The sequence below is a fragment of the Pannonibacter sp. genome, assembly GCF_051860505.1.
Lineage (GTDB): Bacteria > Pseudomonadota > Alphaproteobacteria > Rhizobiales > Stappiaceae > Pannonibacter.
In genome coordinates this window covers 1-16,633 of the sequence record NZ_JBHYDX010000014.1, presented here as the reverse complement: position 1 = coordinate 16,633, position 16,633 = coordinate 1, and the positions used below count along the sequence as shown (strand labels likewise).

At 62.9% G+C, this 16,633-nt stretch carries 17 protein-coding genes; 12 read left to right on the top strand and 5 right to left on the bottom strand.

The features are described from left to right. Positions 1–53 precede the first annotated feature (53 nt). From ACTIFE_RS11315 to ACTIFE_RS11290, 6 genes are all read left to right on the top strand, one after another. Positions 54–806: an SDR family NAD(P)-dependent oxidoreductase gene (locus ACTIFE_RS11315; RefSeq protein ID WP_439529259.1), complete on the top strand. Its 753-nt coding sequence runs from the start codon at positions 54–56 to the stop codon at positions 804–806. A 24-nt stretch (positions 807–830) separates the two neighbouring features. Then, entirely contained in the window at positions 831–2,537 is a 1,707-nt protein-coding gene (locus tag ACTIFE_RS11310; protein WP_439529258.1) for an FAD-dependent oxidoreductase, read from the top strand. Between the two features lie 152 nt (positions 2,538–2,689). Beyond that, complete coding sequence (locus tag ACTIFE_RS11305) at positions 2,690–3,505, top strand: DMT family transporter (RefSeq protein ID WP_439529257.1); 816 nt, start codon at positions 2,690–2,692, stop codon at positions 3,503–3,505. Positions 3,506–3,631: 126 nt separating this feature from the next. Then, positions 3,632–4,663 carry a TRAP transporter substrate-binding protein gene (locus ACTIFE_RS11300; protein ID WP_439529256.1) on the top strand — a complete coding sequence of 344 codons (1,032 nt, stop codon included), beginning with the start codon at positions 3,632–3,634 and terminating at the stop codon, positions 4,661–4,663. Between the two features lie 70 nt (positions 4,664–4,733). After that, the gene (locus ACTIFE_RS11295) at positions 4,734–5,300 is read left to right on the top strand and encodes a TRAP transporter small permease subunit (RefSeq protein ID WP_439529255.1); all 567 of its coding nucleotides are present in this window, start codon (positions 4,734–4,736) and stop codon (positions 5,298–5,300) included. Further along, on the top strand, positions 5,297–6,637 hold the full coding sequence (locus tag ACTIFE_RS11290) for a TRAP transporter large permease (RefSeq protein ID WP_439529254.1): 1,341 nt from the start codon (positions 5,297–5,299) through the stop codon (positions 6,635–6,637). Before ACTIFE_RS11295 ends, ACTIFE_RS11290 begins: the two co-directional genes overlap by 4 nt. Here ACTIFE_RS11290 and ACTIFE_RS11285 read toward each other — a convergent pair. Continuing rightward, positions 6,630–7,496 (bottom strand): transglutaminase-like domain-containing protein, encoded by an 867-nt coding sequence (locus ACTIFE_RS11285; protein ID WP_439529253.1) that lies wholly within the window; start codon positions 7,494–7,496, stop codon positions 6,630–6,632. The genes ACTIFE_RS11290 and ACTIFE_RS11285 overlap by 8 nt on opposite strands. Before the next feature lie 133 nt (positions 7,497–7,629). Between ACTIFE_RS11285 and ACTIFE_RS11280 the strand changes: the two genes are divergently transcribed. Further along, positions 7,630–8,568, top strand: coding sequence for a DMT family transporter (locus tag ACTIFE_RS11280; protein ID WP_439529252.1), 939 nt, complete (start codon positions 7,630–7,632; stop codon positions 8,566–8,568). Between the two features lie 27 nt (positions 8,569–8,595). Here the strand turns inward: ACTIFE_RS11280 and ACTIFE_RS11275 are convergent, their stop codons facing one another. The 4 genes from ACTIFE_RS11275 to ACTIFE_RS11260 form a co-directional block, all read right to left on the bottom strand. Next, positions 8,596–10,152: a copper resistance CopC/CopD family protein gene (locus ACTIFE_RS11275; RefSeq protein ID WP_439529251.1), complete on the bottom strand. Its 1,557-nt coding sequence runs from the start codon at positions 10,150–10,152 to the stop codon at positions 8,596–8,598. A 295-nt stretch (positions 10,153–10,447) separates the two neighbouring features. Beyond that, the gene (locus ACTIFE_RS11270) at positions 10,448–10,972 is read right to left on the bottom strand and encodes a YcnI family copper-binding membrane protein (RefSeq protein ID WP_439529250.1); all 525 of its coding nucleotides are present in this window, start codon (positions 10,970–10,972) and stop codon (positions 10,448–10,450) included. A gap of 290 nt (positions 10,973–11,262) precedes the next feature. After that, positions 11,263–11,655, bottom strand: coding sequence for a hypothetical protein (locus tag ACTIFE_RS11265; protein WP_439529249.1), 393 nt, complete (start codon positions 11,653–11,655; stop codon positions 11,263–11,265). 101 nt (positions 11,656–11,756) lie between these two features. Then, positions 11,757–12,416: a GntR family transcriptional regulator gene (locus ACTIFE_RS11260; protein ID WP_439529248.1), complete on the bottom strand. Its 660-nt coding sequence runs from the start codon at positions 12,414–12,416 to the stop codon at positions 11,757–11,759. 149 nt (positions 12,417–12,565) lie between these two features. On the opposite strand from ACTIFE_RS11260, the gene ACTIFE_RS11255 reads away from it, so the two are divergent. The 5 genes from ACTIFE_RS11255 (at position 12,566) to ACTIFE_RS11235 (ending at position 16,523) form a co-directional block, all read left to right on the top strand. Next, a complete protein-coding gene (locus ACTIFE_RS11255) occupies positions 12,566–13,378 on the top strand; it encodes an ABC transporter substrate-binding protein (protein ID WP_439529247.1) in 813 nt (270 codons plus the stop codon). Between the two features lie 129 nt (positions 13,379–13,507). Next, a complete protein-coding gene (locus ACTIFE_RS11250; protein ID WP_439529246.1) occupies positions 13,508–14,170 on the top strand; it encodes an amino acid ABC transporter permease in 663 nt (220 codons plus the stop codon). 11 nt (positions 14,171–14,181) lie between these two features. Continuing rightward, positions 14,182–14,850, top strand: a complete 669-nt coding sequence (locus tag ACTIFE_RS11245) for an amino acid ABC transporter permease (protein WP_439529245.1) — start codon at positions 14,182–14,184, stop codon at positions 14,848–14,850. Beyond that, positions 14,847–15,569, top strand: coding sequence for an amino acid ABC transporter ATP-binding protein (locus ACTIFE_RS11240; RefSeq protein WP_439529244.1), 723 nt, complete (start codon positions 14,847–14,849; stop codon positions 15,567–15,569). Before ACTIFE_RS11245 ends, ACTIFE_RS11240 begins: the two co-directional genes overlap by 4 nt. A 60-nt stretch (positions 15,570–15,629) precedes the next feature. Beyond that, positions 15,630–16,523: a dihydrodipicolinate synthase family protein gene (locus ACTIFE_RS11235; RefSeq protein ID WP_439529243.1), complete on the top strand. Its 894-nt coding sequence runs from the start codon at positions 15,630–15,632 to the stop codon at positions 16,521–16,523. Positions 16,524–16,633 lie beyond the last annotated feature (110 nt).

Genomic DNA, 16,633 nt, shown 5'->3' with positions numbered 1-16,633 from the left:
ATAATTTGTTATATGCAAAGTTATTTGCCAATAATAAATTTTAGGGAGGCGATATGCGCGGGATCGAAGGACGTGTCTGTGTGGTCACGGGCGCCGGGCAGGGCAATGGCAAGGCCATCGCCGAAGGCCTTGCGAATGTCGGGGCTGTTCTGGCCCTTTGCGATATCAATGAGATGGCCGTTTTGAACGTAGCTGCGGACCTGGCGAAGCGCGGCGCGGTCGTTCACGCGGCCGCAGTGGATGTGGGTGACATCGCAACGGTCACAGCGTTTGCAGCCGATGTTCGCAGTCGGCTCGGACCGGTCGCGGTGCTGGTCAACAACGCGGGCGTCATTCGCCGCCAGAGCGTGTTTGAGGACGGTTTCGAAGCGGGTTGGGAGCAGGTCTTCCGCGTCAATGTCGAAGGAACACGCAACATGGTGCGCGCGTTCCTGTCTGACCTGACGCAGACACGCGGATCGGTCGTCAATCTCGCTTCAATCATGGCCTTTTCGGCGGGGCCCGGCCTTGGGGCCTATGCGGCCAGCAAGGGGGCAGTCGCCCAGTTCACCAAGGCCCTGGCGCATGATCTTGCGCCGCATGGCGTGCGCGTCAATGCGATCGCGCCGGGTGTCATCGCGACGCCGATGACAGAAGCAACCCGGGCCAATCCCGCGTCCATTGATCGTTTCATGGCGCATACGCCGATGGGCCGTGTTGGACTGCCGGAGGAACTGTCCGGTCCGGTGCTGTTCCTCGCCTCCGATCTCGCCAGCTACGTGACCGGCGCCGTCCTGCCGGTGGACGGCGGTTACCTCTGCGCCTGAATGTCAGACAGGAAGAAAGTTATCATGCAGGACAAGACCTACGTCTGTGATGTGCTTGTGGTGGGGTCAGGAGCAGGCGGCCTTTCGGCCGCAGTTGCGGCAGCGCATCGCAATCTCAAGGTTCTCGTTGTCGAGAAAGAGCCGGTGTTCGGCGGCACGACCGCGCGCTCTGGCGGCTGGATGTGGATTCCCGGCAATGGCCCGGCCCGGCGCGTCGGCGTCGAAGATAGCGCCGCCCGCGCGCGGACCTACCTGCAGCATGAGACGGGTAAGCATTTTGATGCCGCGCGGATCGACGCATTTCTGGACTTCGGGCCGAAGGCGGTCGACTTCTTCGAGCAGAACACCGAGTTGCAGTTCGACCTCGGGCCGACCTTCGCCGATTATCACCCCGATGCGCCTGGCGGCATGGCTGGCGGGCGTTCCATCGTGGCGCGGCCCTTTGATGGACGAGAGCTTGGCAAAGAGATCAAAAGGTTGCGGCCGCCGCTGGCCGAGATCACCTTCCTCGGCATGATGATCGGTTCGGGCAAAGAGCTGCTGCATTTCTTCAATGTGACGCGCTCTCCCGTTTCCGCCTTTTTTGTCGGCAAGCTCTTTGCCAAGTTCCTGCGGGACAAATTGTTCCATGGTCGGGCGATGCGGTTGATGAATGGCAACGCATTGGTGGGGCGGTTGGCGAAGTCCTGCTTCGACAAGGGTGTGCCGATCTGGACGCGCGCGGCCGTCAAGCGCCTCACGCATGATGACAGCGGCCGTGTGACCGGGGCCGTGGTCGAGACCGAGACCGGCGAAGTGACCGTGCAGGCAAGCCGCGGGGTAGTGCTCGCCTGCGGCGGGTTCCCGCAGGACGTGACCCGGCGCAAGGCCCTGTTCCGCCACGCGCCGACCGGAAACGAGCATGTCTCACCGGCCCCCCCGGGCAACACTGGGGATGGCCTGCGACTGGGGGAGGCGGTCGGCGCGAGCGTCGACGACAGCTTGCCGCATCCGGCAGCCTGGGTGCCTGTGTCGCGCCCGCCGAAGCCGGATGGCACGCTGGGCGTGTTCCCACATTTCGTCGACCGCTCGAAGCCCGGCATCATTGCCGTGACGCGCTCGGGGCGGCGTTTTGTCAACGAGGCCGACAGCTACCACGACTTCTGCCAGGCGATGTATGACCGCTGCCGGGAGGAGGGCGGCGAGATCTGTGCCTATTTCATCGCTGACCACCGCACGTTCCGAAAATACGGCCTTGGCTACGCCAAGCCGTCGCCGGTGCCGTTCAAGCAACACATCAAGTCTGGCTACCTGTTTTGTGGCAAGACGCTGCCCGAACTGGCAGAGCAGATCGGCGCCAATCCGGCGCAGCTGGAAGAAACGGTTCGCGAGTTCAACAAGCACGCGGTGCATGGCTGCGACCCTGCCTTCAACAAGGGCTCGACCGCCTACAACCGGTCCCTTGGGGATCCCGAGCACGGCCCGAACCCCTGTGTCGCGCCTGTTGCCAAGGGGCCGTTCTATGCCGTCAAACTGGTGATCGGTGACCTTGGCACCTTCGCCGGACTTCGGACGGACGAGAATGCCCGCGTCCTCGACGAAGAGCGGCGGCCGATCCCTGGGCTCTATGCGGCCGGCAATGATGCGGCGAGCATCATGGGCGGAAACTATCCTGGCGGCGGCATCACACTGGGACCGGCCATCACCTTCGGCTACATCGCGGCACGGCATATGTCGGGGGCCAACTCGTGAGGGTGGCGAGCGGCATTGGCAGGGCCTCTGGCCCTGAACCCGGTGCCGTTCTCGCGGGTGCAGGGTTCGGCCTGGCGGCTTCCGTTTTCTGGGCGTTCTACAACACAGGGACGGACCTTGGCCGCAGTTGGGGGTTCTCCAGCCTGGATCTGATGACGCTTCGCTTTGTCGTGGCTTCGGTTCTGTTTTTGCCCTTGCTGATGCTTGGACGCGGGCGGCTTACCGGTGGGGCGGCGGGAGCAACGGGGCGTTTGCCGCTGGTCAGGCTGGTCGCGCTGACGATCTGCATCGGCCCGCCCTTCACGCTCCTGATCAACACCGGCTACGGCATTGCGCCGCTGGCCCACGCGGTGGTCATTGGTCCCGGCATGACAATGCTGACGGCCAATGCCCTGTCGGTGATCCTTGACAGGCGCCCGATGCCGATGGCGCGGTTGCTTGGCTTGCTGCTGGTGTCAGGAGGTCTGGTTGCCATGGCACTGGAACAGCCGGCCTCCAAGACCCCTGGCGTCGAGGTGTGGCTTGGGGACCTGTGTTTCATCGGCTCGGGGATGTTGTGGGGGATCTTCACCTATCTGTCGGCTCGCTGGCAGCTTGATCCGGTGCGCGCCACAGGCGTGGTGACGATCCTTTCCGCCCTGATCGTGCTGCTGCCTTTCTGGCTGTTGCTGGCGGAGGAGACCCCGCCTGTATCCGCCTGGCTTTGGCAGGGCGTGTTCCAGGGGGTTCTTGGGGGCTGTCTGGCGATCCTCGCCTACACGCGCTCCGTTGCTCTGCTCGGGGCAGGGAGATCGGCCATCTTTCCCGCACTCGTGCCGCCGCTGGCTGTGCTTCTGGCTATCCCGCTGACCGGAAGCTGGCCGTCTGTCACACAGTGGAGTGGCATCGCTCTGGCAAGTATAGGTCTGGTTGTGTCGCTTGATCTCTTGAAGAACGGCTGGGGGACAAAGCTCGGAAAGGGACATTGAAAGCTGGTCGTGATTCATCTATGACAAATCTATTAGAAAATATCTAATGACCGGACGCGCGTTGTTGGCGTGTCCGGGACAGAGATGGAGCCGCAACGACGGTTCCAGTTTGGGAGGAGGACAGAAATGAAGTCAGTATTTGCAGCAGCCCTGATGGCTGGCGTTGCCTTGACAACCGGTGCAGCCCAGGCTGCGAGTTTCGATCTGCAGAGCGTGTTCGGCCTCAACGTGCCGTCGATCGGGCCGAGCCCGCAGTTGTGGGCTGAGCGCGTCAAGCTGATGACCAATGGCGAGATCGACATCAAGGTGCATGGCGCGGGCGACTTCGTGCCGCCCTTCGAGGTTTTCGGCGCGGTCAGCTCGGGCGCCATCCCGATGGGTTTCGACTGGATCGGCTACTGGGCCAGCACCATCCCGGTCGCAAACCTTGTCGGGTCTATGCCGTTTGGTCCGAGCCCGGAAGTCTCGCTCGGCTGGATGTTCGAGGGCGGCGGCCTTGAGATTATCCAGAAGGCCTATGATCCGCATGGTGTCCAGATCATCCCCTGCCACCTGGTGGTGGGCGAGGCCGGCGGTTGGTTCAACAAGGAAATCAACTCGGTCGAGGATTTCAAGGGCCTCAATATGCGCATCGCCGGCCTCGGCGGCAAGACGCTGGCGAAGCTCGGTGCCAACACGCAGCTGGTGCCTGTCGGCGAGATCTATGTGTCGCTGGAAACCGGTCGTATCGACGCGACCGAATTCTCCGCACCGCAGCTGGATGTCGGGCTCGGCTTCCAGAAGGTGACCAAGACTTACTACTTCCCGGGCTGGCACCAGCCGTCGAGCTGGGATTCCATCATCATCAACAAGGATGTCTGGAACGGGTTCACCGGCGATCAGCAGAAGATCATGATCGAGGCCTGCAAGGCGAACATCGCCTATAACCTCGGCAACCAGATCCATGCCCAGGCCGACGCCATCGCCACGATCCGTGAGGCAGGGGTAACGGTGAAACGCTTCCCCGACCAGGTTCTCATCGATCTGAAGGCGGCGGCAAACGAGGTGCTGACCGAAGAAGCGGCGAAGGATCCGATCTTCAAGGAAGCCCACGATTCCCTGACCGCCTATATCGCTCGCGTCGGCGAGTGGAATGACCTGCAGGCTCTTCCGCGCTAAGATTGGCCGGTCGATAAACCGGGCGGCACTGATGGTGCCGCCCTTTTCCTCTCCCGCCGGGACCTTTGCCATGTCACGCCTGTTGCAGGCCATGACCGCCGTTGCCGTCTGGCCGGGACGCGTCATCGGCTGGCTGTTGCTGCCGCTTATCCTGTTCGTCTGCCTTGGTGTGCTTGCTGCCCAGCTCGGGCTCAACCGGCTTGCAGGCTGGCAGGCCAACCTTCCGCTCCTCGGCACAGGCATCACGTCCAACACCCTTCTGGACCTGCAATGGTCCGCCTTTGCCCTGATCGTGCTCTTTGGCGGCGTTCTGGCTTACAAGGACCGGGTACATGTGAATGTCGACTTCCTGTCCGCGCGCTTTTCCAGCCGGACACGGGCGTGGGTCGATCTTGTCGGAGACATCCTGTTTCTGTTGCCGTTCTGCGCTGTGGTGGTGTGGTTCGGCACGCGGTTCGCGATGACTTCGTTCAACGCCGGTGAAGCCTCGACCTACGGCGGCCTGCGCGACTACTGGATCGTGAAGGCCTGCATACCGCTGGCTTTCCTCCTGCTTGGGGTAGCGGCCCTGGCGCGTATCGTTGCCACACTCGGGGCGCTCTGGCGTCAGCGGGCGCAATCAGGAGAGACAAAATGAGCTCCGAAGTCATCTGGCCGCTGCTCATGCTGGTCGGTCTCGTCGCCGGCATTTTTGTCGGCTATCCGGTTGCCTTCGTCCTTGCCGGGATCGGGATCCTGTTTGCGGTGGCAGCGAATGTCCCCTTGCTGTTCCTGTCGACCTCGGTCTCGCGGATCTACTCCGGCATCCTGACAAATTGGCTGCTGATCGCCATCCCGCTGTTTGTGTTCATGGGGCTGATGCTGGAGCGTTCCGGGGTTGCCGAGCGGCTCCTGAAATCGCTCGCCGGCGTGTTTCGTGGCGTGCCGGGCGGCTATGCCTTTGCCGTTGCGATCATCGGCATCGTCATGGCGGCCTCCACCGGCATCATCGGCGCGTCGGTGGTGCTGATGGGGATGATGGCGCTGCCGACCATGCTCGCCAACCGCTACGACCCGAAGATTTCCTGCGGTCTCATTGCGGCCAGTGGCACGCTCGGGATCCTGATCCCGCCGAGCATCATGCTGATCGTGCTGGGCGACCAGTTGCGCGTTTCTGTAGGCGAACTGTTCATGGGCGCGGTCGGTCCGGGGCTGCTGCTCGGCCTGCTCTATGTGCTCTATCTGGTGGCGGTTGCGATCTTCCAGCCGCACCGTATGCCAGCAGCTGAGGTGGGGGAGGCACGGCCCTTCTGGCAGGCGTTTGGCACGCTGGCCAAGGATCTGCTTGCCCCGGCGCTGCTCATCATTGCGGTTCTCGGCACCATCGTCGCAGGCATCGCGACGCCGACGGAATCAGCGGCCATCGGTGCAGTTGGTGCCACGATCCTGGCGATCACCTCCGGAGGTCTCAGTCTCGGGGTTCTGCGTTCAGCTCTGCTCGATACGACCAAGACCACGGCCATGATCATCTTCGTGATGATGGGCGCGACGGTGTTCAGCGTGGTGTTCCGCAAGCTGGGCGGCGACACGCTGATCCTCGACATGTTCTCCAGCCTCGGCACCAGCCCCTATGTGGTGCTGTTCGTGATCATGGCGCTGGTGTTCCTGCTTGGGTTCTTCCTCGACTGGGTGGAAATCACGCTGGTCGTGGTGCCGATCGTCGCGCCGGTCGTCATGGGTCTCGATTTCGGTCTGCCGAAAGAGCAGATGATGATCTGGTTCGCCATTGCCCTGGCGGTGAACCTGCAGACGTCGTTCCTGACGCCGCCATTTGGCTACGCCTTGTTCTATCTGCGCGGGATCGCGCCGAAGGGTGTGACCATCGGCATGATCTATCGTGGCGTTATCCCCTTTGTCATCATCCAGGTTGCGGCGCTGCTGCTGGTGGTCTTCTTCCCGCAGATCACCCTGTGGCTGCCCGGCGTGCTCAGGTGAGCCGGGCGCTGGTCCGCAGGGAGCGGCCCTCGGGGTGGCTGGTTTCGACAAAGCCCTTGAGAATGCTGACAGTTACATCCTGCTGCGGCAGGGAAAACACCAGATCCCGGCCGGCCGTGAGGGCGAAGCGGATACCTGGCTTGGGGTTATAGGCGGGCGTGGTCGGTCCGAGGCCATATTTGATGTGATGCGAGATGTCCCAGTGGTGCGGCGCATCGGCGGCATTGACGACGAACCAGCAGTGCCCCGGCGCGGTGACATCCATGCCCTCGGGAAAGAAGATGCCGCTGACATAGGCCGCTTCGATTCCGCCAGCGCGCATGGCCGCAACGGCGTAGCTGTGGGTGTCGACGCAGGTGCCCAGATGGGTGTCGCAGGCAAGGGCGGGCATGGTGTCGCTATCATCCGCGAGGCCGATGTCGCGAACGCCATATTCGAATCTCTCGTCGACATGGCGGACGATGGCAGCAACACGGTCGCCCGGTGCGGTTTCCTGTGCGGCTTCCTGTGTGGTGTCCGGCGTACTGCCTTGCGCTGCGGCCGGGGAGAGGAGGTCGCGGGTCAGGGCAACCAGTTCCGGTGAAGGCGTTTCATGAGCGCCTCCGGTTGATGTAAACAGCCAGTGCGGAAACGCTGAAGCAGCGTCGGTAAACTGAACCTCGACCTCGGCAGCACCCTCATCCGGTGCAATCAGCAGTGCCATTTGGCCGCTGTTGCAGGCGCGGATGAGCCCGAGATTCGTTCCCCGGTTCACTCGGATGGCCTGTACGGTCTGTTCCGGCGTGTCAAACGGAATGCCAAACAGCAAGTGACTTGCGGAAATCGTGGGCTCTGTCAGGGTAAATGTCACATGGGGCATGATACTCATCCGGATGTCTTCGCTGGCTGGTTTCTATCCCCACCCTGCGACAGCGGCTCGTCAGTCCCGTGACGAGGAGATGACAGCCCGAGACGCTCGATTGCCCCTGCCAAAGCCCCCGAGAGGCGATACAATGACCGTTGTTCCGAACCCGTCCGAGAACGGGGATCGCCGCTGGCTCGCTGGTCTGAGCCCAAACCTCGTTGCTTCGGGTCTGATGATCCTGGCCTTCCTCGTCTTTTCGATGATGGCTGTGTTGATGCGCGAGGTCGGGGATACGATCCATGTGCTGCAAGTGATCCTGATCCGGCAGGCGGTGGCGATGCTGCTGATGACGCCGTGGTTCTGGCGCGACCGGGTTTTCATCTTGCGGCCGCGCGGATTCCGTTTGCATTTGATGCGCGGGATCCTGGCCGTCATCGCGATGGCCTGCGGCCTGACCTCGATCCTCTACATCTCCTTCGCAGACGCGACTGCGATCCAGATGAGCGAGGTGCTGATTGCCACTGCATTGGCGGCGTTGGTGCTGAAGGAGCATGTTGGCTGGCGCCGCTGGACAGCATCGGCGGTTGGTTTCGTCGGGGTTGTGATCATGACCAAGCCCTTCGGTGGCGGCTTTGAACCCTATGCCCTGGTGGCTCTTGTGGGTGCGGTTGCCGGCGGGGCGGGAATGATTGCTGTTCGGCTTGGTTCTGCCTATGACCGGACCACAACGGTCCTGTTCTGGCAGGCAGTGGTGGTGATCGTGCTGGTCAGTCCGGTTGCCGCAATGGTCTGGGTGACGCCGACGCAGGAAGATGCGGTGCTTCTGATCGGCATGGCGCTGATCTTTGCGGCCGGCAACTGGCTCTTTACCTCTGCCCTTCGCCTTGGCGATACGGCTGCCATTGCGCCGCTGCACTATTTGCGGCTGATCATCATGGCTGGCCTCGGCTGGTGGATCTATGCAGAGGTTCCAAGCCTGACGACGGTGATCGGAGCCGTGCTGGTCCTTGGGGCGGCGTCCTACACAATTGGCCGAAACGCGCGCAAGAAGTCGCTCGCCGAGCCGGATGGGCCTCCATCGGCCTGATGCGACAGTTGATCCGCCTGGTTGTGGTCACGGCAAGGCTGGCAAAGTCTCAACCAGCTTCTGCACCTTGAAATCGTTGATGAGCACGTCAAGTTGCAACACCCAGCCCTCAGGCAATGGCAGCGCCACCGGCTGCGCTACATAGGTTCCTTCAGGCTGCCGGGCGAGCGACAGTTTCAGACCAACGATTCCGGCCTCGGGATTGGAGAGGGATCCGGTCAAGTCCTTTGGAAGCAACGGCGCGCCGTCAGCGTCCATCAGCACGACAAACAGCCCAAGCAACCCGTCATCCTGCCGGACGAGGCGAACATCTGCCATTGCGGCTGGCCCATGCAGGTGCATGGCCACCTCGGTCGGCGCAGCGGGGGGCAAGGCGCGGGGCGGTGGCGTCAGGCGGAACCCGGCGACCAGTGTGAGAATGACGGCCACCAGCAGGAGCTCTGCGGCAAGGGTCAGGCGGAGCTGACGCCTTGCAGCCATTTGATGGGCGGTCGATGGCGCGGCGAGGCGGGGCGTCAGAAGGATACGGTTGATGAGCGCAAGGAGAAGAAGCCCTGCAACCAGGCCAAGCTTCACCATCAACAGCGTTCCGTAATTCGAGCCCAAGAGCCCCTCTGGCCTCCCGAGCTGGACCGCAGCCAGAACCACGCCGGTCACAAGCAGCATGATGACCAGCGGCAGCGCGAAGCGGGAGTAGCGGGCAAGTTCATCGGCTGACAGCGTGCCGTTCACGGCGCGGACGAACAGCACGGGAAGTGTTCCGGCCCAGAACAGGGCAATCGTCGCATGAAGGGCCATGGCGGGAGCCATGAGGGTACGTGGTTCGGCACCAGCAGCATGACCGGACAAGGCAAAGCTCAGCCCGGCCAGGACCAGCGCCAGCGTGGTTCCCGGCAACGAAGGCCCGCTTGCGATTGCCAGCACAGCCGAGGCTGCTGCAAAGAATGTGGTCAGTGCCAGCGGGGTCGAGAGCGCGGATCGCCACAGGGACGGGTCAAGCAGGGAGCGTGCAGGAGCGCCGGTCAGATCCAGACCATAAGCAGCGACAAGGCCGACTGCGGCTGGCAGCGTCAGCCAGGTCAACATCAAGGCGACGCGGCTGTTCTGCCGCAGCAAGGCCGCGCCAAACAGGCCTGCGGTGCCGAAGGCCAGGGTGAGACTGAGAGCAGCGCGGGCGGCAACCACGGCGATGGAGCTGGCACTGGTGCCAGAGGCGGTGGACTGCTCTAGCGCGCTCTCACGGCCATAGGAAAAACTCAAGGTTCCCGAAACGGGATGTCCATCCGCCGATACGACACGCCAGCTGATGAGATGTGTGCCCTGAAGCGTGCTTGCGGCCATGGGAACCGGGATCGTCAGGCGCGTGTCGGCGCCTGACGCTGAGACATCGGCCTGTTGTCCATCCGGACTGACCCAGAGAATGCGAAGCGGCGAAACAGGCTCGTTGAAGACCAGCATCAACTCCGCCGGCATTTCGAACACCAGGCTCGCCTCTTGCGGGCTCGCGGTCTGCAATTGGGCGTGCGCAAGAGCTGCAGCTGGCATGAAGACAAAGGTGATAAGCAGGAACAGGCGAGCAAGCATAGGACGGTCCGGATTGCGCGACGGGAATTCGGTTGAAGCTCCCCGGTCTCTCCGGGGAGCCTCAGACTGCTGACAAACCCTCTATCGTCATCCCGGACGCAGCGAAGCGGAGATCCGGGACCGGAGAGCCAAGGTCCATCGGGGTTAACTCATTGAAATATAGAGGCCTCGACTCTCCGGTCCCGGCTCGGCGCTACGCTGGGCCGGGATGACTTCGGTGAGGTTGAGGTTTGTCATCAAGCTCAGGCTCCCCGGTCTCTCCGGGGAGCCTCTGTTCGATCCTTCAGGAGCAGGCTCAGTGAGCCGGCTTGCCCTTGATGACCTTCACGCCAGGAGCCGGCATGTCGAGCTTGTGGGCGTCCTGGCCCTCAGCCGGGATTTCGATCCAGCGCTCGGCCTTGGTGGCGCATTCCTGCACTGCCGGGATGTAGAGCACCTTGTCAGCTTCCAGCTTGTTGGTGAACATGCCGCGGAAGATGAACTCATCGTAATGCTCGTCCAGCAGTTCGCCGCCCGACCAGATGATTTCCTTCACGCCTTCGGTGACCTTGGCGCCGTGGTTTTCATAGGTGTTGGCATAGGCGCCCTTGACGGTCTCGAGCTTCCAGCCGGCCTTCGGCATCGGCTTGGCGGCGATGATGCCTTCCGGGATCTGGACGCGGACGACATTGGTTGCTTCGCCTTCGCAGCCGTGCGGCACGCGCAGCACCATCTTGGCCGTGGTGCCCTGGGCGACTTCCTTGTTCTCGAAGGTTGCATGGGCAAGGGCGCCGGTGGCGGAGACGGCGAGCAGTGCTGCTGCGGCAATGAACTTCTTCATGGATCGGATTCCTGATCTGGCGCACCGCGCGTTGGCGGTGCCGGACAAGGGCTGAGATAAGACGGCGCTCCGGAGTCAGCCCGGCATCCGGGCGCCCATTCCGCGCGGCTGGAAAACGGCCGCGGAAAGGGCTGACTGACCTGAGGTGCGCGCAGGGCTCCCGGCGCGGGATCAGCGATCCCGGTCCTTGCAGGGGCTTTTTGGAAACGGATCATCAGCGGTCCGCATCCGTATCTGCGCTGTCACCAGAGGACAGGCGTCATCGCTCCGGCGTCAGGCGCGGTGCGATGTCAGGCGATACGGAGCTGCGGAGGGCCGCGGGCCGGAGGCGCACGCGGAGAATGGCCATCACTGTTCGGGTCCGAGTGGACCGGAGCATCGATGATGGCAAAGCCGGGGGTCAGGTCTGGCAGGGCAGGCGGAGTTGCAAGGCCGAGCGTCTTGGCCAGCATGCAGGCCGGGCAGCCCGGGCCGCTCTTGCCGTCTTCATCCATTGCCGACGGATTGCAGAGATCCGGCAGTGTGCCATCCGGCAATACATAGGCCGAAAGATCGACATCCTGATACGCGGACGCCTGAGCCAAGCCAGAGGGCATGCGATGCGCAGCGCCCAGCAGCACGAATGACAGTGCGGCGAGCACCATCACGACGAACTGCAAATGGGGGCGGCGAATCCTGACCATGGCGTTCCGATTAATCTGCCTTGCGGTGCCAAGCAACACCGAAGTGCAGGATCAATGGCAATTGTTACGCAACAGCACTTTGTGTCAGCGCAACTCCCGGCCTATTTCCGCTTCAGGTGATCCAGCAACGATGTCTTGGCACCGAGGATGTGGCGACGCGTCAGATCGGCGGCGAGGTCTGCCTTGCCAGCCTCGCAGGCCTCCAGAATTCCCAGATGCTCGTCATGAGCCCGGGCCCGGCCGTTTGACAGCATCAACTGGGCCCGCAGGTAGCGGTCGATGCGGTCGAGCGCGTTGTTGACGATGCCGAGGTGGTAGGGAAGGGCGCTGTCCTGATACAGCGTGTAATGGAACCGGCGGTTGAGATCACCCCAGGCCATTGGATCTGCTGAAGACGAGAAGGCCTCGTGGCACTGGCGGGCAAGGCGCCGCGACTCATCACTCATCCGCTCAACTGCGGCCTTGATGACCGTGCCCTCGACCAGCGCCCGGAAATCGAAGATCTCAGCCACTTCATCCGGGGCAATCGAAGCGACGACCGCGCCCTTGTAGCGCTGTGTCGTCACCAGTCCCTGCTGCTCCAGCATGGTGATCGCCTCGCGCACCGGGATGCGGCTTGTGTTGAACAGGCGCGCGATCTCGTCCTGGCGCAAGGGTTCGCCATCCTTGAGGTCGCCCTCAATGATGGCCTTGCGCAGGGCTTCGAACACGATGTCGGCGACCGAAGCGGTCTTCGAGATATCAACGGGTTGCAGCTTCACGGCATCAGTCTCCCTCTCCGCTCACCTAACATATTCGCTCCCCTTTGCGCTATCTGATAATTTAATATTGTAAATTGGATCCAATATCTGCATAGTCGCGTCATGCCGGCGAAAAGACCGGTTCAACAAGACTTCTGAGAGGGTTTGTGATGCAGATTCTGAAAGCTCTTGCGGCTGGGGCCGCTCTGTTCATGCTTGCCGTTCCGGCGCAGGCCGACCGGCTGGACGACATCATTGCTTCGGGCAAGTTGCGCTGCGCCGTTACGCTGGATTTCCCGCCGATCGGCATGCGGGATGCCAACAATGAGCCTGTCGGCTTCGATGTCGACTACTGCCGCGATCTTGCTGCGGCGCTTGGGGTGGACGCGGAAATCGTCGAAACGCCGTTCCCGGATCGCATTCCGGCGCTGATCTCCGGCCGTGCCGACATCGGCGTGGCGTCCACGTCCGACACGCTGGAGCGCGCCAAGACCGTTGGCTTCTCCATTCCTTACGTCGCCTACAACATGGTGGTGCTGACGAAAGAGGGATCGGGCATCAACGCATACGCTGACCTGAAGAACCGCCGTGTCGGCTCGACCTCGTCCACCTTCGAGGCGCTGGCTCTGGAAGCGGACATGAAGAAATGGGCTGATCCGGCCGGCAAGTTCCAGTCCTACCAGAACCAGGCGGACGTGTTTCTCGCACTCGACCAGGGACACATCGAGGCCACGGTCGTGACCTCCACGGTTGCCTCGGATGCGGTCAAGTCGGGCAACTATGCCGGCTTCAAGATCGTTGATGAAGCACCATACGAGACGGATTTCACGGCGCTGATCACCCTGCGCGAGGACTATGGCCTCATCAACTACCTCAATCTCTTCGTCAATCGCCAGGTCCGCTCCGGCCGTTATGCCGAGCTGTGGGGCAAGTGGGTTGGTGGTCCGGTGCCGGACCTGACTGTTCCGGGCGTCTATCGCTGAGGCGAGACATCTGATCCCTGCGGCCTGCCTCCCACCGGCAGGCCGCATCGCCCGCACCCGGCGGTCCGGCCATGGCCTGACTGATGGGGTCGATCGGTCCGGCGACAGTCGGACCCTCAGGGGGATGCCATGAATTACACATTTCACTGGAACCAGGCGCTGCGGCGGTTGCCTGAGATGCTGGACGGAGCGCTGGTCACGCTTCAGGTCGCAAGCCTTGCCATGGGGATCGGCGTTGCCATCGGAGTGCTGCTTGCCTATGGCCGACTGTCCTCCAGCCGTACCTTGCGCACGGCCGCTGCTGCCTGGGTCGAGACCGCCCGCAACACGCCGGCCCTGTTCCAGATCTACTTCTTCTACTTCGGGCTCGGGTCCTTCGGCCTGAGGCTCGACCCCTTCATGGCGCTTCTGGCCGGTATCGCCTTCAACAACGCGGGCTATCTCGCCGAGACGTTCCGCGGTGGCCTGCAGGCGATCCCGCCGAGCCAGACCCGGGCGGCCCGCTCGCTCGGCCTCAGCGCGGTCCAGACATCAGTGCATGTCGTGCTGCCGCAGATGTTCCGGATCGTCTTCTATCCGATGACGAACCAGATGGTCTGGTCGATCCTGATGTCGTCGCTCGGCGTGATCGTCGGGATGACCTCTGACCTGACCGGCGTGACGCAGGAACTCAATGCCCGCACGTTCCGCACCTTTGAATTCTTCGCCCTGGCCGCCGTGCTCTACTACGCCATGGCCAAGCTCACCATCCTCGCGGCCCGGCTCATTGGCTGGCGCCTGTTTCGGACCTGAGGAGGCGGACCATGTTTGACACTGCTTTCTCGTCCAACGACCTGATGTTCCTCTTGAAAGGGGCTTGGCTCACCATTCAGCTGACGGTGGTGGCGGTTGCCATCGGCACGGTGCTGGGTGTCGTCTTCGGCTGGGCACGGGCGTCGCTGCCCGGGTGGATGAATGTCCCCATCGGCGCCGTGCTCGATGTGCTGCGCTCGGTGCCCCTGTTGATCCAGCTGGTGCTGGTCAACTCCGGCAAGAGCATCCTTGGGCTCACCTGGTCGCCCTTTGTGGTCGGCGCGGTGGTGCTTGGCCTCTACACGGCGGCCTATTGCACCGAGATCGTGCGTGGCGGCATCCTGGCGGTGCCCGCAACCACTCGCCGTGCCGCCCGCTCGCTGGGCATGACCTACTGGCAGGACCTGACCAGCATCGTCGCGCCCATTGCCCTGCGCGTGTCGCTGCCGGCGTGGATCGGGCTGACGCTCGGCGTGATGAAGGACACCGCGCTGGTGATGTGGATCGGCATCGCGGAACTGCTGCGCTCGTCCCAGATCGTCATCACCCGCATCCAGGAGCCGCTCTTGGTGCTCGCGATTGCCGGCCTGATCTACTTCGTGATCAGCTTCCCCGTCTCCCGTCTCGGCGCGCTCCTGGAGCGGCGCTGGGCCGATGACAGCCTGAAGGCAGACCAATGATCGAGATCGAAAACGTATACAAGTCCTATGGTTCGCTCGAGGTCATCAAGGGCGTCACCATGCAGGTGGAGAAGGGCGAGGTCGTCTCCATCATCGGCGGGTCGGGGTCCGGCAAGTCGACCTTGCTTCAGTGCATCAACGGATTGGAGCCGATCCAGAAGGGCCATATCCGCGTTGACGGGGTGGATGTCCACGCTCGAGGTACCGACCTCAACAAGTTGCGGCGCAAGATCGGCATCGTGTTCCAGCAGTGGAACGCCTTCCCGCATCTCACCGTGCTGGAGAATGTGACCCTCGCACCGCGCAAGGTGCTCGGCCTGTCGGCCCGCGAGGCGGGCGAGATCGCAGAGAAGCATCTCGTTCACGTCGGGCTCGGCGACAAGCTCAAGGTGATGCCCTCGCGCCTATCCGGTGGCCAGCAGCAGCGCATGGCGATTGCCCGGGCGCTCGCCATGTCGCCGGACTACATGCTGTTCGACGAGGTCACCTCCGCGCTCGACCCGCAGCTGGTCGGCGAAGTGCTGGACACGATGCGCATGCTCTCCGCCGAGGGCATGACCATGATCGTGGTCACCCATGAAATCCGCTTCGCCCGCGAAGTGTCGAACCGCGTCGCCTTCTTCCACAAGGGCCTGATCCACGAGATCGGTGCCCCGGAGGAGGTGATCGGCGCCCCGAAGAAGCCCGAGACCATCGACTTCCTCAAATCCGTGCTGTGAGCCCCATCGCTGCAGTGCCCCGCCTCTGAAAATTTAATGAAAGACAAGGACGAGAGATCCATGTGGACTGGTGTTTTCCCTGCCGTCACGACCAAGTTCAACGCTGACGACACGCTTGATCATGCAGAAATGGAGCGCTGCTTTGCGCTGCAGATGGAGGCCGGCTGCGATGGTCTCATCGTTTGCGGCTCGCTTGGCGAAGGCTCGATGTTGTCGCAGGACGAGCGGCTGGCCGTGCTCAAGACCGCGCAGGGCGTGGCAGGCGGCAAACCGGTGCTGATGACCATTGCGGAAGCGGCAACGCGCGAGTCCGCTAATTTGGCGCGCAAGGCCGCCAAGGCCGGCGCCGATGGCTTCATGGTGGTGCCGAGCACGATTTATCACACCGATCCGGCCGAGACGGTTGCCACCCTCAAGGCCGTGGCGGAAGCAGGCGACCTGCCCGTGATGATCTATTCCAACCGCGTCGCCTATCGGGTCGATGTCACGGTTCCGATCATGGAAGAACTGGCCAAGGATGCCCGTTTCGTGGCGGTGAAGGAATCCTCCGACGACATCCGCCGGGCCACCGAGATCCTGACCCATTTCGGCGACCGGTTCGATGTCTTCACCGGCGTCGACAATCTTGCCTTTGAGGCGCTTGCCGTCGGCTGCACCGGCTGGGTTGCTGGCCTCGTCGTGGCCTTCCCGAAGGAGACGGTGGCGATCTACAAGCTGATGCAGGCCGGCCGTATGGCTGAGGCGCTGGCAATTTACCGCTGGTTCCGCCCGCTGCTCGACCTGGATGTCTCGACCTATCTCGTCCAGAACATCAAGCTGGCCGAAGTCCATGCGCTGGGCTCCAACGACCGCTGCCGCATGCCGCGCATGCCGCTGTCGGGCGAGCGCCGTGCGAAGGTCGAGAAGATCATCGCCGACGCCATCGCCTGCCGCCCTGCGCTGCCTGCTGTGTGAGTGAGGCATGGAGCCATGGCCCCCCACCCCTCACCCCTCCCCACGAGGGCCTGTTGCGCAACAACGGCTTTGCTGGGCGCGGGAGTTTGGAACGGGGTTTTTTGCCCCTT

Excerpts from the sequence above, each read along its gene's own strand:
- ACTIFE_RS11315 (WP_439529259.1), top strand. The coding sequence starts at position 54 with ATGCGCGGGATCGAAGGACGTGTCTGTGTGGTCACGGGCGCCGGGCAG.
- ACTIFE_RS11310 (WP_439529258.1), top strand. The coding sequence starts at position 831 with ATGCAGGACAAGACCTACGTCTGTGATGTGCTTGTGGTGGGGTCAGGA.
- ACTIFE_RS11305 (WP_439529257.1), top strand. The coding sequence starts at position 2,690 with ATGACGCTTCGCTTTGTCGTGGCTTCGGTTCTGTTTTTGCCCTTGCTG.
- ACTIFE_RS11300 (WP_439529256.1), top strand. The coding sequence starts at position 3,632 with ATGAAGTCAGTATTTGCAGCAGCCCTGATGGCTGGCGTTGCCTTGACA.
- ACTIFE_RS11295 (WP_439529255.1), top strand. The coding sequence starts at position 4,734 with ATGTCACGCCTGTTGCAGGCCATGACCGCCGTTGCCGTCTGGCCGGGA.
- ACTIFE_RS11290 (WP_439529254.1), top strand. The coding sequence starts at position 5,297 with ATGAGCTCCGAAGTCATCTGGCCGCTGCTCATGCTGGTCGGTCTCGTC.
- ACTIFE_RS11285 (WP_439529253.1), bottom strand. The coding sequence starts at position 7,496 with ATGCCCCATGTGACATTTACCCTGACAGAGCCCACGATTTCCGCAAGT.
- ACTIFE_RS11280 (WP_439529252.1), top strand. The coding sequence starts at position 7,630 with ATGACCGTTGTTCCGAACCCGTCCGAGAACGGGGATCGCCGCTGGCTC.
- ACTIFE_RS11275 (WP_439529251.1), bottom strand. The coding sequence starts at position 10,152 with ATGCTTGCTCGCCTGTTCCTGCTTATCACCTTTGTCTTCATGCCAGCT.
- ACTIFE_RS11270 (WP_439529250.1), bottom strand. The coding sequence starts at position 10,972 with ATGAAGAAGTTCATTGCCGCAGCAGCACTGCTCGCCGTCTCCGCCACC.
- ACTIFE_RS11265 (WP_439529249.1), bottom strand. The coding sequence starts at position 11,655 with ATGGTCAGGATTCGCCGCCCCCATTTGCAGTTCGTCGTGATGGTGCTC.
- ACTIFE_RS11255 (WP_439529247.1), top strand. The coding sequence starts at position 12,566 with ATGCAGATTCTGAAAGCTCTTGCGGCTGGGGCCGCTCTGTTCATGCTT.
- ACTIFE_RS11250 (WP_439529246.1), top strand. The coding sequence starts at position 13,508 with ATGAATTACACATTTCACTGGAACCAGGCGCTGCGGCGGTTGCCTGAG.
- ACTIFE_RS11245 (WP_439529245.1), top strand. The coding sequence starts at position 14,182 with ATGTTTGACACTGCTTTCTCGTCCAACGACCTGATGTTCCTCTTGAAA.
- ACTIFE_RS11240 (WP_439529244.1), top strand. The coding sequence starts at position 14,847 with ATGATCGAGATCGAAAACGTATACAAGTCCTATGGTTCGCTCGAGGTC.
- ACTIFE_RS11235 (WP_439529243.1), top strand. The coding sequence starts at position 15,630 with ATGTGGACTGGTGTTTTCCCTGCCGTCACGACCAAGTTCAACGCTGAC.